The sequence below is a fragment of the Pseudomonas sp. Pse79 genome (assembly GCF_024519615.1).
Classification (GTDB): Bacteria; Pseudomonadota; Gammaproteobacteria; order Pseudomonadales; family Pseudomonadaceae; genus Aquipseudomonas; species Aquipseudomonas veronii.
The window spans coordinates 311,570-326,600 of sequence record NZ_JALJRR010000001.1; the positions used below are offsets into that span (position 1 = coordinate 311,570).

The following is a 15,031-nucleotide window of genomic DNA, read 5'->3' on the forward strand; positions in this document are numbered from 1 at the left end:
AGAAAACAACATGAAGATAGACCTCAATAGTGACTTGGGTGAAAGCCTGGGCGCCTGGCGCATGGGTGACGACCACGCGATGCTCAGCATCGTGAGCAGTGCCAACGTGGCCTGCGGTTTCCACGCTGGCGACGCCGCCGGCATCCTGCGGACGCTACGTCAAGCGGCGGAGCGCGGCGTGGCAGTAGGCGCGCACGTCGCCTATCCCGACCTCGTCGGTTTCGGCCGCCGCCAAATGGACGTGGCAAGCGCCGACCTGCAGGCTGACGTGATCTACCAGATCGGCGCGCTGAAGGGGTTGGCTGCGGTGGCCGGCACGTCGGTACGATACGTCAAGCCACACGGAGCGCTCTACAACACCATCGCGCACGATAAGCGCCAGGCACACGACGTGATTGCCGCCATCCGCGCAATCGACCCGTCGCTGGTGCTGGTCGGTTTGGCCGGCTCGCCGCTACTCGGCTGGGCGCAGGCAAGCGGGCTGAGCACTGTGGCCGAAGCCTTTGCCGATCGCGCCTACATGCCGGACGGTTCGCTGGTCTCCCGTCGCGAGAAGGGCTCCGTGCTGCACGATGCACAGGATGTTGCCGAGCGCATGCTACGCCTGGCGACCGAGGGTGCGGTCACGGCCATTGACGGCAGCATCGTGTGCCTTAAGGCCGATTCGGTCTGCGTGCATGGTGACAGCCCCGGCGCGGTGGAGATGGCGCGGCAAGTGCGTGCGCTGCTTGAGCGTTCGGGCGTCAAGGTCACTCCTTTCGTCGACATGGGAGTCGTACCGTGATGCGATTTCTGCCCGCTAATCTCGACGCCCTGTTGGTCGAGCTGGATGACTTGTCGCAGACGCTGGCGCTGCTTGCATCACTACAGGCCGAGCCCATCGATGGCATCGTCGAACTCGTACCGGCCGCGCGCACGGTCATGGTTCACTTCCGGCCTAACACGGTGACGCATGATGAACTCGTCACGCGCATCAGCCGCCGCGACCTCACGGCGCAGATCGAGCGTGCGACCACTCGCGTGGAGATTCCGGTCTCCTACGAAGGAGAGGACCTTGACGAGGTCGCGCAGATGCTTGATCTCTCGCGCGAAGAGGTGATTCGCCGCCATACCGGCTGCGACTACACCGTTGCCTTCACTGGCTTCGCACCTGGGTTCGCCTATCTGAGCGGCGGCCACCCAAGCCTCAACGTGCCGCGTCGCACTACGCCACGCACGCGCATCCCCGCGGGCGCCGTGGGGTTGGCCGGCGCTTTCAGCGGCGTCTATCCGCGGGCCAGTCCGGGGGGGTGGCAGATCATCGGCGTGACTGCCACGCCGATGTGGGACCTAAGCCGTGACGTGCCGGCGCTGCTGCAACCGGGCTTCAAGGTACGTTTCGTCGATGTTTCAGGGCGGCAGGTTTCAGCTTTGCCAGCGCCGTCGCCTGGCCCCGTCGAGGTTCCGCTCCACAATGGTCCGGCGCTTGTTGTCCGTAGCACCGGCCTGCAGGCGCTGTTCCAGGATCTCGGGCGCGAGGGTCTGGCCGGGCAGGGCGTATCCGCCTCAGGGGCGATGGATAAGGGCGCACTGCGCGCGGCCAATCGTCTAGTCGGCAATGCGAGCGACATGGCCTGCGTCGAGATCGTCTACGGTGGTTTCCAAATCACGAGCCGCGCAGACACGGTGGTGGCCTTCACCGGTGCCGATGCGCCGATCGAACTCACGCGTGCGAACGGCGTTCGATATCGTGTGCCAGGCCATGAAGCCATCGCACTTTCTGATGGCGACAGTCTGTCGCTTGGCGACCCGCGTGCCGGCATCCGCAGCTACCTGGCGGTGCGCGGTGGTTTCGCGATCGCGCCCGTGCTCGGGAGTCGATCGACAGACACGCTCGCGCAGGTCGGTCCGCCGCCCATCAAAGCCGGTGACATTTTGCCGGTACCTGTGGTCACGCATGGCTCCATCGTCGGCGCGCCCGAAACGCCTCGTGCCGATCTCCCGACGACGACGCAGACCGTGGTGCTCGATGTCGTGATGGGGCCGCGCACCGACTGGTTCACACTGCAGGCCATTGCATTGTTGGCGAGCCAATTGTGGACTGTGACGCCGCAATCGAACCGCGTCGGCCTGCGTCTGGCCGGTGAAACGCCGTTGATGCGCGCACAGATCGCCGAACTGCCCAGCGAAGGCACCGTGTTGGGCGCGATTCAGGTGCCGCCAAGCGGCCAGCCCGTGCTCTTCCTTGCCGACCACCCGCTGACCGGTGGCTACCCAGTGATCGGCGCTGTCGCCCCTTACCACCTCGACCGTGCGGGGCAGATCCCCATCGGTGCGCAGGTGCGCTTCAACCCCATACGCGCGTTCACCGCGGCCCTCTCTTCCGACCTGCGAGAAACCCCATGAAGAAAGTTCTTATCGCCAACCGCGGCGAGATCGCTGTACGCATCGTGCGCGCCTGTGCCGATTATGGTGTGAAATCCGTCGCGGTGTATGCCGACGCCGACATCGACGCGATGCACGCTCGCATGGCCGATGAGGCCTACGGCCTTGACGGCCAGCGCCCGGCCGACACCTACTTGAACATCGAAAAGCTGCTCGCCGTGGCCGACCGCTGTGGCGCCGACGCGGTACACCCCGGATACGGCTTCCTTTCGGAAAGCGCAACTTTTGCCAGGGCCGTGATTGGCGCGGGCCTGAAGTGGATCGGCCCTTCGCCGGCAGCCATCGAGGCATTGGGTGACAAGGTGCAGGCGCGCAAGATCGCCCTGGCTGTCGGTGCGCCGTTGGTGGCTGGCACGTCGGAGCCCGCGCGCGATGCGCAGGAGGTCGTGGCCTTTGCCGAGAAGAACGGCCTGCCGATCGCCATCAAGGCGGCCTTTGGCGGTGGCGGCCGCGGCATGAAGGTCGCATGGCGGCTCGACGAAGTAGCCGAATTGTACGAGTCGGCGGTGCGTGAAGCGGTCACTGCTTTCGGCCGTGGCGAGTGTTTCGTTGAACAGTTCCTCGATCGGCCTCGTCATGTCGAGGCGCAGGTGATCGCCGATACGCACGGCCATGTCGTCGTGCTCGGCACGCGCGATTGCTCGTTGCAGCGGCGCAACCAGAAGCTGGTGGAAGAAGCCCCCGCGCCCTTCCTCAGTGATGAGCAGCGTGAGCGCATCCATCAATCGGCGCGCGATGTGTGCGCGAAGGCAGGCTACGTCGGTGCGGGGACTGTCGAGTTTCTTTTGAGTCCCTCCGGAACAATCTCGTTTCTGGAAGTCAACACGCGCCTGCAGGTCGAGCATCCAGTGACCGAAGAGACAACGGGCATCGACCTCGTCGTCGAGCAACTGCGCATCGCCGATGGCTTGCCGCTGTCGGTCACCGAGACGCCGAAGCCGCGCGGTCATTCTTTCGAGTTTCGCATCAACGCCGAGGATGTGGGGCGCGGCTTTCTACCCGCGCCGGGGTTGGTGCATCTGTTCGAGGCACCGTCGGGGCCCGGCGTGCGCGTCGATACCGGCGTGCAGTCGGGTTCTACCGTCCCAGGTACATTCGATTCGCTGATGGCCAAGTTGATCATTACTGGCGCCACCCGTGCCCAGGCTATAGCCCGCGCGCGCCGGGCGCTGAAGGAGTTCCGAATCGAAGGGGTGCCGTCGGTGCTCCCGTTTCACCGGGCGGTGATGGCGCACGCCGATTTCACATCAGCCGATGCTTTCAGCGTGCATACGCGCTGGATCGAGACAGATTTTGCCGACACGCTGGCGGCCGCTGTACGGCCTGAACCGCTGGCCGATATCGCGCTGGTACGCACGGCCGTGGAGATCGATGGCCGAAGGATTGCGCTCGGGTTGCCGGCTGAACTGCTGCGCGGGCTACATTCCACTGCGCCGTCTGCTGAGCGCGAGGGGGCTGATGTGTCTTCCATTTCGACGGATGCCGCCGCCGTTGTAGCCCCGATCTCGGGCACCCTGCAGTCCTGGAACGTCGCCGACGGCGACAACGTGGCTGTGGGCGACACCCTCGCATCCATGGAGGCGATGAAGATGGAAATGCAAGTCACGGCACACCGCGCAGGACGCATCACCCTAACGGTGTCCGTGGGCTCGACCGTCGCCGCAGGCATTGCAATCGCAAAAATTGTGAGTTGATGAGAGTCGACTCGCTCGCCCTGGGCTCGGCTCAAGACGACTGAATTATTCGCTGTTGTAAATGGACGTTAACCGGCAAGAAAACAGATACGGCTTATAACGAGCTTTCAATTTTGGTTGAAGGTTGTGATTTTTTAGACGGGGTGAATAAATGATTGATGTTGCAACTCAAATGAAACGGACAGCTTTGGTTGCTTTTATGGCAGTAGCATCGGGGTGTTCGTCACCGCCAGAGCGCAGCGCTGATTTCACCAAACCTACTGAGCCACTCGCGGATTCTCACTTTCATATTTCCAACTATGCCTTCCAAGGCACAACGCTGCGCAATCTGGTAGACAACTACATGTCGACGGGTATCACGCGCTCGGTCGTGATGCCACTGCCACTGCAACAACGATGGGACAGTTTTGAGGGGTACCAAGCAAATTCCGGAGGGGATGCGTTCGGGCCGAACTACTATATTGGGCCGAAGTCAGATCTTTATTACTATGCATTCGCCGATGCCATGTACGCCAAGGAATATCTTGAACTGCCCCGGGAGTACCAAGAACGATTAGATCTCATGATCACGGGATTTAATCCCATGGATCGCTATGCCGTTCAGCATCTGAAACGGGCGATACTCACGTACCCCGGGGCATTTGTTGGGATCGGTGAGTTTACAATTCATAAAGAAGTCGTCTCCAAGAAAATCGCGGGTGAGCCAATCAGCCACACTGCCGCAGGCGATATTCCATCGGACGTTCACAGCGCTGACGAGACGATGTCCCTGACTTCAGAATCACTCTCCAGCCTTCTCCAGGAAGCTGGCGAAATAGGGCTCGTGGCGACGCTTCACAACGATGTCTATGATTCGGATGTTACACACACCGGTGAAGTAAAAGCTCTCCACCCTGAACGGAATTATGAGGCAGAACTGAAATCGCTGTGCTCAACGGCCCCCAAAACGGTCACTATTTGGGCTCATACCGGTTTGGGGCGATTCGTCAAACCTACAAAAAACCACTTGGCAATCGTTGGTCGAGTCTTGGATAGTTGCAATAATTGGCTGGTCGATATTTCTTGGGATATCGTACAGGAAACGATTCTTCATCCTGGCTCAGCAATGCCATCGACTGAAGAATGGACTGCATTTCTAGATAAATATCAGGACCGGATTCTTTGGGGCTCTGATACCGTTATTTTCGGGCGCAACAAGTTCGAGGCTCTTCCAGGTGCCGGAATGACCGTTGCCCCCGGAAAATTAATGGCCGCCCAAGACTATAAGAGTGTTTCTAACATCCTGGATCCGGTGTTTGCGACATTGTCGCCTCAGGCTGCGGCGAAGATAAAGTATGAAAACTATGTGCGCGTTTTTAACGGGGCTCGTCTAAAAGTTCGTGCGTGGGAACAGCTTCATCGAGACGCTAACGTCTGGGACATCACAACGCCCAAGACTCCCGATCTTCGCCCTCAGTGAGTCGCACCGCTATCAGCCTATAGCGACCAGGTATTTGTAGCCTTTCCAATACATTCAATACCATCAAGTTACACGATAGGCGTGACGCACTTAATTTTGAGCGGTCTTATCCATCGAGCATTAAAGCTTGTGACTAGAGAGTGTTGTGATGAAGTTGAACAATCTAACTAAGGCGGCACTGATTGTCGCGTTGTTATCGTCCCTGTCGGGCTGCTGGATATTCATGCCGCCGGGTGGTGGTGGTGGTGGTGGTGGTGGTGGTGGTGGTGGTGGTGGTGGCCACGGTCAGGGCGGTGGCCATGGCGGTCCGGGCGGTCCCGGTCTGCGTTAAGTAACGGCTTATTGGGGCAAGCCACGCTATTCATCTTGATGAGGCGTGGCTTGCCTTTTTTTGCCTGGCTTAAATCACAGGCAAAGAAAAGCCCGCGATGGGGAGAGCGGGCTAAAAGGTGTTTCTCTAGGAGCTGAAACAACACTAGGCGTTCACCTGTGAAAGCTTTGTGAAAGGCTTGAGCCAATGTGTCGATGGCCAGTTTGCTGGTGCTGTCGCTGTACCCGAGGCTGTTTTCGCGTTGAGTGCCGGGGCTGCGCTGACGTCAAACGGGCGAGATGGTCGCCAGCAGACCGATGCCAATGGTCAGCACCAAAAAGCCAAACAGGAAAATTGCCATCTTGGTCATAAGGCCTCCGAAGGGAAGGGGGCGGCAGGAACATTCCTGTCGCGCTCGACAAGGGTGTCGGGAGTGGCCCTATTGTCCGCCTCGATGACATTTCGATACAGGCGCAGATAGTAAAGAAAAAACCGTATCAGATGCGCGCGCAACGCTTTGGCCCGGGGGGTTGGAGAGGGCTGGGTTTATCAAGATCAGCAGGTGAACCATGTCTTGAGGGTACGGCGCGCCACCTGAGACAGCCGCAGCATTTCCCCCTAAGATGGCGCCCACAGCCTCAACAAGAAGAGAGGGCCGACCCTCGATGGAAAGACGTCAATTCAGCGGTGGCATGAAAGGCAAGAACCTGCGCTACCTCAATGAAATACCCGGCCAGCCGGCGTCAGCCACCCGCGTTGGCTTCCTGCTGCTCGAACACTTCTCCCTGCCGGCCTTCACCCAGACCCTCGACACCTTCGTCACCGCCAACCTGTTGCGCCCCGAGTTGTTCGCATCGCGCACGTTCGGCTGGGGCGACGGCGAAGTCATCAGCGACCTGGGCCTGGTGATCCGCCCGGATGCACGCCTCGACGTGGCGGCCCTGCAAACGCTGGAGTTGTTGGTGATCTGCGGCGGCTTTCGCACCGAACTCAAGGCCAGCGACGACGTCATCCACCTGCTGCGCAATGCCGCCGAGCAGGGCGTCAGCCTGGCCGGCTTGTGGAACGGCGCCTGGTTCCTCGGCCGCGCCGGCCTGTTGCAGGGCTACCGCTGCGCCATCCACCCCGAACATCGCCCGGCACTGGCGGAAGTGTCGAAGGCGGCCCACGTCACCAGCGAACCGTATGTCATCGACCGCGACCGCCTGACCGCCTCGAGTCCGTCCGGCGCTTTCCACATGGCGCTGGATTGGATCAAGGGCCTGCACGACAAGGCCTTGGTCGAAGGTATCGAAGATATCCTGGCCTTTGAGGAGTCCCGCTACCGGCGCATCAAACCGACGGAAAACATCTGCGTCAGCGCGCCGTTACGCGAGGTGGTGAAACTGATGGACGCCAACCTCGAAGAACCCTTGGAGCTCGACCAGCTCGCCGTCTACGCCGGCCGCTCCCGCCGCCAGCTCGAACGGCTGTTCAAGGAACAACTGGGCACCACGCCGCAGCGCTATTACATGGAACTGCGGGTGACCGAGGCGCGCCGGCTGTTGCAACACACTGAGTTGTCGCAGGTGGAGGTGCTGGTGGCGTGCGGGTTTGTTTCGCCGAGTCATTTCAGCAAGTGTTATAGCTCGTATTTCGGCTACAGGCCGTCGAAGGAAAAGAGGTTGGTCAAGTAGCGTGGAGGTTGTTGGATTTTTCGTGTGACGAGTCATGATCACGGAGTGCTGATTCTCATCATACGTTTCAGAACCGCGCCAACCGATACCCCTCCAACTCCGGCAAACCCGACAGCCGCGGCCGCGTCGAAGCCAGTTGCGCGATGAGCTCCGCAGTCACCGCCGCCTGCGTCAACCCCAGATGCTGATGCCCGAACGCAAGCAACACCTTGCCGTCGGCGACCCGATCGATGATCGGCAGCGAGTCCGGCAGGGAGGGCCGGAAGCCCATCCATGGCGTGGCGTCCTGCGCATTGAGGTCTTGCCGGAACAGCCCTTTGCTCAGGCGATGCAGCTGCCAGGCGCGTTGCATATTCGCCGGGCGCTCCAGGCCGGCGAATTCCACGGTACCGGCCAGGCGCAGGCCGCCGCGCATGGGCGTCATGATGAACTTGCGCTCCAGGGAGGTGACGGCGAAGGGCAGGCGTTCATGTTCGTGGGGCAGCATCAGGTGGTAGCCGCGTTCGGTGTCGAGGGGGACGTGCTTGCCGGTCAAGGCGGCGGTGAGTTTCGCCGAGTGGGCTCCGCACGCGATCAGCACCTGGCGTGCGGCCAATGGGCCTTGATCGGTGGTCAGCGTGACGCCCTGGGCGTCGACTTGCCCGCCCAGCACCTGGCGGGTGAGGAATTGCACGCCGTTGGCTGTGGCGGCGTTCACCAGTTCGCACACCACTTGATAGGGGTCGAGAAAGTGCCCGGTGCCCGCAAAGAACAGCCCGCCCTGGATGTGCTCGCTCAACTGCGGCGCGGCCTTGCGAATGGTGTCAGCCGACCAGAACGCCACCGGCACGCCTTGCTGCGCCATCCGTTGCTGCAGCGCGTCGATGGCCCCTCGCGAATCCGCACGCTCGAACACCAGCAACGAGCCGTCTTCGCGCAGCAGCTCCAGCCGGTCGATGCCTTGCAGCAGGCGCTGCCATGCGCCCAGGCTGCCTTCGTTCAGTGCGCGAATGCCGGCGACCGTGCGCCGGTAGCTGGCCGGGCGCAGGTTGAGCAGCAAACGCGCAAACCAGGGCAGGGCGCGGGGCAGGTATTTCCAGTCCAGGCGCAGCGGGCCCATGGGGTCCATCAGCATCGTGGGCAAGCGCTTGAGGATCGACAGGTCGGCGATGGGGAACACTTGTTCGCTCGCCAGATGGCCGGCGTTGCCATAGGAGGCGCCCATGCCGGGGGGCTGCGCGTCGATGACGACGACCCGGCGCCCTTGACGTGCCAACTGCAAGGCGCAGGCGACGCCGATGATGCCCGCGCCGACCACGGCGATGTCGGCGCTTGTGGGTTCAAGCGACATTCTGTTCCGCCGACCAGTTTGCGTACCACTGGCGGAACAGCGCGTACTGGCTTTCGGCATAACGACGCTGGGCCGCGCTGAGCTGGTCGCTTTCGTTGAAGTGCAGGGCGTAGCCATGGTCACCGTTGAGCACCATCAGGTGCTTGTAATACAGCACCAGATCGCAGCCTTCGTCGAAGGACGACAGCACCGCCAGCGCGGCCTCCAGCTCAAGGGCCTGGCGACGTGCCTTGGCATCGCCCTTGGCGGCTTGCTTGCTCAGCGCAACCAGTTGCAGCACTTCCCGAGGTAGGGCGTTGCCGACGCCGGTGATAGCGCCGGTCGCGTTGCAGTTGACGAAGCCGTGTACCACCTGGGTATCGACGCCGACCATCAAACTCACGTTATCGTCCTGGGAGGTGATGTGTTCGGCGGCGTAGCGCAGGTCGGCGGCGCCGCCGAACTCTTTGAAGCCGATCAGGTTCGGGTGCTCGCGGCGCAGCTCGAAGAACAGCTCGGCGCGGGTGGCGAAGCCATAGTAGGGGCTGTTGTAGATCACCGCCGGCAGGTGGGGCGCAGCGTCGAGGATCGCGGCGAAGTGGGCCTTTTGCGCGGTGGCCGAAGCACCACGGGACAGCACGCGGGGAATCACCATCAACCCCTGGGCGCCGACCTTGGCCGCATGCGCCGCGTGGGACACCGCTTCACGGCTGTTGACCGCGCCGGTGCCGACGATGGTCGGCACGCCGGCGGCGGCCAGGCGCGCCACGCCCTCCTGGCGCTGAGCTTCGGTGAGCAACGGCCAATCGCCCATGGAGCCGCAATAGACCACGGCGCTCATGCCGATATCGATCAATTCGCGGCCCTTGGCGACGAGGGCGTCGAAATCCGGCTTGCGCGCGGCGGTACACGGGGTCATCAGTGCGGGAATGCAGCCGGTGAAGATGGTGTCGCTCATTGGGCTAACTCCTTGGAATATTCAGTCAAACCATGCAGGGCTCAGATGCCCCAGGCGAAAGGGTCCTGCGCATCGATCAGCAGGGTGCTGTCGGCGGTCATGTAGGCGCGACCGGTGATGTACGGGCGCACGCGTTCGCCGTCCCATTCATAGCGGCCTTCGAACTGGCTGCCGGTGATGCTGGCTTGTACCCAGGTTTCACCCGGCGCGAGTTTGTCATCGGCGGCCAGGCAGGCGAGCTTGGCGCTGGTGCCGGTGCCGCAGGGCGAGCGGTCGTAGGCTTTGCCCGGGCACATGACAAAGTTGCGGCTGTCGGCGTGGGCGTCATCGGCGAACAACTCGATATGGTCGATCGGTGCGCCGTCTTCGCCATAGATGCCTTGGCGTTCGAGGGCCTTGAGCATCGCCCAGGTGTAGTCGGTCAGGGCGTCGACGTTATCCATCTGCAGCGCCTGGCCGTGCTCCGACACCAGGAAGAACCAGTTGCCGCCCCAGGCGATATCGCCATGGACCACGCCGTGGCCGGGCACCTCCACCGCTACCCGTTGGCGAAAACGGTAGGCGGGCACGTTGCGCAGGGTCACGGCGCCGTCTGCATGCAGTGTGGCCGCCACCGGCCCGACGGGCGTGTCGACGGTGTGTACGCCTGGCTCGATGCGCCCCAGATAGTGCAGCGAGGCAACCAGGCCGATCGTGCCGTGGCCGCACATGCCGAGGTAGCCGGCGTTGTTGAAGAAGATCACGCCGCAGGTGGCGCCCGGTGTGACCGGCGCGCAATACAAGGCGCCCACCAGCACATCGTTGCCCCGCGGTTCCAGCAGGCAGGCGCGGCGCCATGCGTCGTGGTGGGTGCGCAGGTTGTCGAGTTGCGCGGCGATGCTGTTGCCGGCCAGTGCGGGGAATCCGTCCATCACCAGGCGCGTGGGTTCGCCGCCGGTGTGAGAGTCGATGACGTGCAGTCGTTTCATGACACGCTCCGTTCAGGGGTGAGCCTGGCCGATGGGATAGGCATGCAGTGGCCATATCGTGAACGCGTCAGCGCTGCGACGATTGATGTTTTGCGCCGGGTTGGATGACGAATTCAACACAGTTTTCTACGCTCGACAGCATCCCGTGCATGGGGCAATCTGCTGGACGTCGAAGCGCAAAGAGGGGGGGGCGGAGTGATGTTGCAGAGTGCGTTTGCAGCCCTGTGCCAAGGGCGCGAGGCGAATCGCCCGCAGAGCATCGAACAGTTATTGGCCGGCGTCATGCAACTGCTGCCGATGCTCGACGTGATCCCCAATGCCGCGATTTTCATCAAGGATCTCGACGCCCGCTATGTGCTCGCCAACCGCACCCTGGTGCAGCGTTGCGGGCTCAAGCAACTGCAACCGTTGCTCGGCAAAACCAGCGCCGAGGTGTTCCCCGCGCAATTGGGGCCGGGTTATACCGAGCAGGACCGGCGCGTGCTGGAGCAGGGGTTTGTATTGGCGGATCAGCTCGAGTTGCATCTCTATGGCAGCCGCGAACCGGGCTGGTGCCTGACCCACAAGTGGCCGCTGTACAACCACGTCGGGCAGATCATCGGCCTGGCCGGCATTTCCGTCGACCTGCAATCGGCCAGCGAAACCCACCCCGCCTACCAACGCCTGGCCGCCGTGGACGCGCACATTCGCACGCACTTCAATCGGCGTGTGACCTTGGGCGAACTGACGCGTATCGCCGGGATCTCGGTGGCGCAGCTGGAGCGCTACTGCAAGCGCGTGTTCCACCTGACGCCGCGGCAGATGATCCAGAAAGTGCGCCTGGAGCACGCCCATCGCTTGCTGCACAGCGACCTGCCGATCACCGACGTCGCGCTGCAGTGCGGTTACACCGACCACAGTGCGTTCAGCCGCCAGTTCAAGGCATCGACGGGATTTACCCCGAGGCAGTACCGCCAGTTGGGCTAACCGCCGGCATTGCGATGCAACGAATAGCCCCGCTCGCCGCTCCTATGCTTACGAGTAACCTTTTCACGACGACAGGTAATGGGCTTATGACGGCGGCTGACAACGATCATGTGAACTGGCTGGTGCAACAGTCGATGCTGCACGCGGCGCGCCAGCGCGCCAAGCTCTATTCGGGGCAAGGGCGCCTGTGGCAACAGCCGTATGCACATACCCGGCCGCGTGATGCTTCGGCCTTGTCGTCGGTGTGGTTCACCGCGTACCCGGCGTCGATTGTCACCCGTGAAAACGGCACGGTGCTCGAAGCGCTGGGCGATGAGGCGCTGTGGCATGCCTTGTCGAAGATCGGTATCCAGGGTATTCACAACGGTCCGCTGAAAAAGTCCGGCGGCTTGGCCGGGACGGAACACACACCGACCATCGATGGCAATTTCGACCGCATCAGCTTCGACATCGACCCGCAGTTGGGCACCGAGGCGCAGTTGCAGGCGCTGACACGCATGGCGGCGGCTCACAATGCGGTGATCATCGACGATGTGATCCCCTCGCACACCGGCAAGGGCGCGGATTTCCGCCTGGCCGAGATGGCCTACGAGGACTACCCGGGGCTCTACCACATGGTGGAAATCCGCGAGGAAGACTGGCCGTTGCTGCCGGAGGTCGCCGACGGGCGCGATGCCCAGAACCTCAGCCCGCTGCAGGTGGACGCGCTGCGCGATAAACACTACATTGTCGGCCAGTTGCAGCGGGTGATTTTCTTCGAGCCTGGCGTGAAGGAAACCGACTGGAGCACCACGCCGGTGGTCATCGGCGTCGATGGCAAGCCGCGGCGCTGGGTCTACCTGCATTACTTCAAGGAGGGCCAGCCGTCGCTTAACTGGCTCGATCCATCCTTCGCCGCGCAGCAGATGATCATTGGCGATGCGCTGCACGCGATCGATGTGATGGGCGCCAAGATCCTGCGCCTGGATGCCAACGGTTTCCTCGGTGTGGAGCGCAAGCTCGACGGCACGGCCTGGTCGGAAAGCCATCCGCTGTCGATCACCGGTAATCAATTGCTTGGCGGCGCGATTCGCAAGGCTGGCGGTTTCAGCTTCCAGGAACTGAACCTGACGCTGGACGACATCGCGTCGATGTCCCACGGCGGTGCTGATCTCTCCTACGACTTCATCACGCGTCCGGCCTATCAGCATGCGTTGCTGATGGGCGACACCGAGTTCCTGCGCCTGATGCTGCGCCAGATGCACAACCTCGGCATCGACCCCGGCTCGCTGATCCATGCCTTGCAAAACCATGACGAACTGACCCTGGAACTCGTGCATTTCTGGACCCTGCATGCCCATGACAGTTTCCTCTACCAGGGTCAGACATTTCCCGGCAACATCCTGCGCGAGCATATCCGCGAGCAGATGTACGAGCGCCTGGCCGGCGAACATGCGCCGTACAACCTCAAGTTCGTCACCAATGGCGTGTCCTGCACCACCGCCAGCATCATCACGGCGGCCCTCGGCATTCGTGACCTTGCGGCGATCACGCCGGCCGATGTCGAGCAGATTCGCCAGATCCATTTGCTCCTGGTGATGTACAACGCCATGCAGCCCGGCGTGTTCGCCTTGTCCGGCTGGGACCTGGTCGGGGCATTGCCGTTGGCGGCGGATGACGTCGCGCACCTGATGACTGATGGCGATACCCGCTGGATACACCGCGGCGCCTACGACCTGGTGGACCTGAACCCGCAGGCCGAGCTTTCGGCGGGGCAGATGCCGCGTTCGAAAACCCTGTACGGCAGCCTCAACCGCCAATTGCAGGATCCGGACTCGTTCGCCTCCCAGTTGCAGAAAATCCTCGCCGTGCGCCGTGCCTATGACATCGCGGCCAGTCGCCAGATCCTGGTGCCGGACGTCGAACATCCTGGCTTGTTGGTCATGGTCCACGAACTGCCGGCCGGTAAAGGCACACAAATCACCGCGTTGAACTTCGGTAGCACGCCGATCACCGAAACCCTGCACCTGCCCAATATCGCGCCGGGGCCGGTGGTGGACATCATCAATGAACGGGTCGAGGGCGATCTGACGGCCGAAGGGGCGTTCACCATTACCCTGGACGCGTATGAAGGGTTGGCGTTGCGGGTGGTCAGCAGTTCGCCGATGCTTTAGCGCAGATCAAGTGATGACCGGCACCGAGCCGCCAAACTGGTTGGGTGCAGGTTGGCACCCGGGTTGAGGGCAACCCGACACGACGCTCATCCAGCCATAAAGGAAACCCGACCATGTTGTTTGATGCATATGCTGAAGAGTCGCTGAACGGTATCGGACCTGTCGTCCAGGATATCGAGCAAGTCGCCAAGTACACTGAAGGCCTGCGAACGCGTCTTTCTGAACTCTTCACATCTACGCACAGCCGTTTTGGCGTGAGCTTTACCGTTCCGCCAGAGGGTTACTTCCAGCTTGAAGGCCATTTCGGCCTGATCAGAGCGAATCTGCTCTATGCCAATGAGGGCAGCGGCACCTTTGGTCGCGTGGTGCTTCGCAAGCACACGCTGGACGAGCAGGGGAGAGAGGCGTGGCCAGAAATCTGGGCGTTCCGCATTCTGAAAGATGGCGATGTCTGGGTGAGTGACAAAGGCCCGGTGCTCTACAACGAGTGGAATACGCCAAGCGAACACAAGTTCCTCGCTGCTCGGCGTCTCGTTGAATCAATCGTGCTGTCTGCGATGAAGCCACGCTAGACCGCGCAGGTAGTCAGCAAGCAACCCCTGCGGGAGGCGATTGAACGCGTTTACCGCTGCGGGTTGCGTCTCGCAAGCGCCACGGCCGCAGTGATGGCAGCGCGCGCTTGTGGGCTGTTCTTCCAGCACGTCGAGCCCAATGCCGCAGAGGCTTGGGCGAGGATGTCCCCCACGTTGGATTGGCTGAGTGTGTCCAGCGATTCAATGCCCATCTGTTCAAGCCGGGTAATCACCGTGGGGCCTACCCCCTTGAGTGCGAGCAACGCTGTTCTTTCTTCCAATGAGAATGGCATCGGTGAATTCCTTTTTCCAAGAGTCGCGGGAGTGTGCCGGATACTGGAGAGTGCCTCAATAGGTCGTTGTTGATTGGGTATATCGAACTTCCCGGCTATCGACCACAGCGCCACGCGGGACTCCTGTTTTTGTGCGCTGAAGAGCCATATAAAGAACGTTACATTTTTGACTGTTAAATCACTCACCATTAAAAAATAAAATAGCTGACTTTGGAGTTAATCCGAAAAAACAGGATCATATTTGAAGTA

Annotated in this window: 13 protein-coding genes; 9 read left to right on the top strand and 4 right to left on the bottom strand. The window is 61.7% G+C overall.

Going from position 1 to position 15,031, the window contains the following annotated elements:
• The first annotated feature begins 10 nt into the window (after positions 1–10).
• The 6 genes from NR164_RS01380 to NR164_RS01405 all read left to right on the top strand — a co-directional run bounded on the left by NR164_RS01380 (position 11) and on the right by NR164_RS01405 (position 7,563).
• Positions 11–784 carry a LamB/YcsF family protein gene (locus NR164_RS01380; RefSeq protein ID WP_256822160.1) on the top strand — a complete coding sequence of 258 codons (774 nt, stop codon included), beginning with the start codon at positions 11–13 and terminating at the stop codon, positions 782–784.
• Positions 784–2,385 (top strand): 5-oxoprolinase subunit PxpB, encoded by a 1,602-nt coding sequence (gene pxpB, locus NR164_RS01385; RefSeq protein ID WP_256822284.1) that lies wholly within the window; start codon positions 784–786, stop codon positions 2,383–2,385. The genes NR164_RS01380 and pxpB overlap by 1 nt, the downstream gene beginning before the upstream one ends.
• Positions 2,382–4,118: a biotin carboxylase N-terminal domain-containing protein gene (locus tag NR164_RS01390; RefSeq protein ID WP_017846358.1), complete on the top strand. Its 1,737-nt coding sequence runs from the start codon at positions 2,382–2,384 to the stop codon at positions 4,116–4,118. Before pxpB ends, NR164_RS01390 begins: the two co-directional genes overlap by 4 nt.
• Before the next feature lie 151 nt (positions 4,119–4,269).
• Positions 4,270–5,577 (top strand): hypothetical protein, encoded by a 1,308-nt coding sequence (locus NR164_RS01395; protein WP_256822161.1) that lies wholly within the window; start codon positions 4,270–4,272, stop codon positions 5,575–5,577.
• Positions 5,578–5,759: 182 nt separating this feature from the next.
• Positions 5,760–5,912 (top strand): hypothetical protein, encoded by a 153-nt coding sequence (locus NR164_RS01400; RefSeq protein ID WP_256822162.1) that lies wholly within the window; start codon positions 5,760–5,762, stop codon positions 5,910–5,912.
• Positions 5,913–6,579: 667 nt separating this feature from the next.
• On the top strand, positions 6,580–7,563 hold the full coding sequence (locus NR164_RS01405; protein WP_177033104.1) for a GlxA family transcriptional regulator: 984 nt from the start codon (positions 6,580–6,582) through the stop codon (positions 7,561–7,563).
• Positions 7,564–7,630: 67 nt separating this feature from the next.
• On the opposite strand, the gene NR164_RS01410 is transcribed toward NR164_RS01405, so the two are convergent.
• From NR164_RS01410 to NR164_RS01420, 3 genes are read right to left on the bottom strand one after another with little or no spacing between them, the layout of a single operon-like run.
• Positions 7,631–8,893 carry an FAD-binding oxidoreductase gene (locus NR164_RS01410; protein ID WP_256822163.1) on the bottom strand — a complete coding sequence of 421 codons (1,263 nt, stop codon included), beginning with the start codon at positions 8,891–8,893 and terminating at the stop codon, positions 7,631–7,633.
• The gene (locus tag NR164_RS01415) at positions 8,883–9,830 is read right to left on the bottom strand and encodes a dihydrodipicolinate synthase family protein (RefSeq protein ID WP_017846348.1); all 948 of its coding nucleotides are present in this window, start codon (positions 9,828–9,830) and stop codon (positions 8,883–8,885) included. The genes NR164_RS01410 and NR164_RS01415 overlap by 11 nt, the downstream gene beginning before the upstream one ends.
• Before the next feature lie 41 nt (positions 9,831–9,871).
• The gene (locus NR164_RS01420) at positions 9,872–10,798 is read right to left on the bottom strand and encodes a 4-hydroxyproline epimerase (RefSeq protein ID WP_256822164.1); all 927 of its coding nucleotides are present in this window, start codon (positions 10,796–10,798) and stop codon (positions 9,872–9,874) included.
• Positions 10,799–10,996: 198 nt separating this feature from the next.
• Here NR164_RS01420 and NR164_RS01425 point away from each other — a divergent pair, with 198 nt between their 5' ends.
• The 3 genes from NR164_RS01425 to NR164_RS01435 all read left to right on the top strand — a co-directional run bounded on the left by NR164_RS01425 (position 10,997) and on the right by NR164_RS01435 (position 14,489).
• Positions 10,997–11,764, top strand: a complete 768-nt coding sequence (locus NR164_RS01425) for an AraC family transcriptional regulator (RefSeq protein WP_102617052.1) — start codon at positions 10,997–10,999, stop codon at positions 11,762–11,764.
• Positions 11,765–11,850: 86 nt separating this feature from the next.
• The gene (gene treS / locus NR164_RS01430) at positions 11,851–13,917 is read left to right on the top strand and encodes a maltose alpha-D-glucosyltransferase (RefSeq protein WP_017846345.1); all 2,067 of its coding nucleotides are present in this window, start codon (positions 11,851–11,853) and stop codon (positions 13,915–13,917) included.
• Between the two features lie 113 nt (positions 13,918–14,030).
• Entirely contained in the window at positions 14,031–14,489 is a 459-nt protein-coding gene (locus NR164_RS01435; RefSeq protein WP_046383568.1) for a hypothetical protein, read from the top strand.
• Positions 14,490–14,539: 50 nt separating this feature from the next.
• Here the strand turns inward: NR164_RS01435 and NR164_RS01440 are convergent, their stop codons facing one another.
• Positions 14,540–14,782, bottom strand: coding sequence for a Pathogenicity locus (locus tag NR164_RS01440; protein ID WP_046383567.1), 243 nt, complete (start codon positions 14,780–14,782; stop codon positions 14,540–14,542).
• Positions 14,783–15,031: the final 249 nt, after the last annotated feature.

Bases quoted from the DNA above. Each gene is read 5' to 3' on its own strand.
- NR164_RS01390 (WP_017846358.1), top strand. From the start codon at position 2,382: ATGAAGAAAGTTCTTATCGCCAACCGCGGCGAGATCGCTGTACGCATC.
- treS (WP_017846345.1), top strand. From the start codon at position 11,851: ATGACGGCGGCTGACAACGATCATGTGAACTGGCTGGTGCAACAGTCG.
- NR164_RS01440 (WP_046383567.1), bottom strand. From the start codon at position 14,782: ATGCCATTCTCATTGGAAGAAAGAACAGCGTTGCTCGCACTCAAGGGG.
- NR164_RS01410 (WP_256822163.1), bottom strand. From the start codon at position 8,893: ATGTCGCTTGAACCCACAAGCGCCGACATCGCCGTGGTCGGCGCGGGC.
- NR164_RS01415 (WP_017846348.1), bottom strand. From the start codon at position 9,830: ATGAGCGACACCATCTTCACCGGCTGCATTCCCGCACTGATGACCCCG.
- NR164_RS01405 (WP_177033104.1), top strand. From the start codon at position 6,580: ATGAAAGGCAAGAACCTGCGCTACCTCAATGAAATACCCGGCCAGCCG.
- NR164_RS01425 (WP_102617052.1), top strand. From the start codon at position 10,997: ATGTTGCAGAGTGCGTTTGCAGCCCTGTGCCAAGGGCGCGAGGCGAAT.
- NR164_RS01380 (WP_256822160.1), top strand. From the start codon at position 11: ATGAAGATAGACCTCAATAGTGACTTGGGTGAAAGCCTGGGCGCCTGG.
- NR164_RS01395 (WP_256822161.1), top strand. From the start codon at position 4,270: ATGATTGATGTTGCAACTCAAATGAAACGGACAGCTTTGGTTGCTTTT.
- NR164_RS01435 (WP_046383568.1), top strand. From the start codon at position 14,031: ATGTTGTTTGATGCATATGCTGAAGAGTCGCTGAACGGTATCGGACCT.
- pxpB (WP_256822284.1), top strand. From the start codon at position 784: ATGCGATTTCTGCCCGCTAATCTCGACGCCCTGTTGGTCGAGCTGGAT.
- NR164_RS01420 (WP_256822164.1), bottom strand. From the start codon at position 10,798: ATGAAACGACTGCACGTCATCGACTCTCACACCGGCGGCGAACCCACG.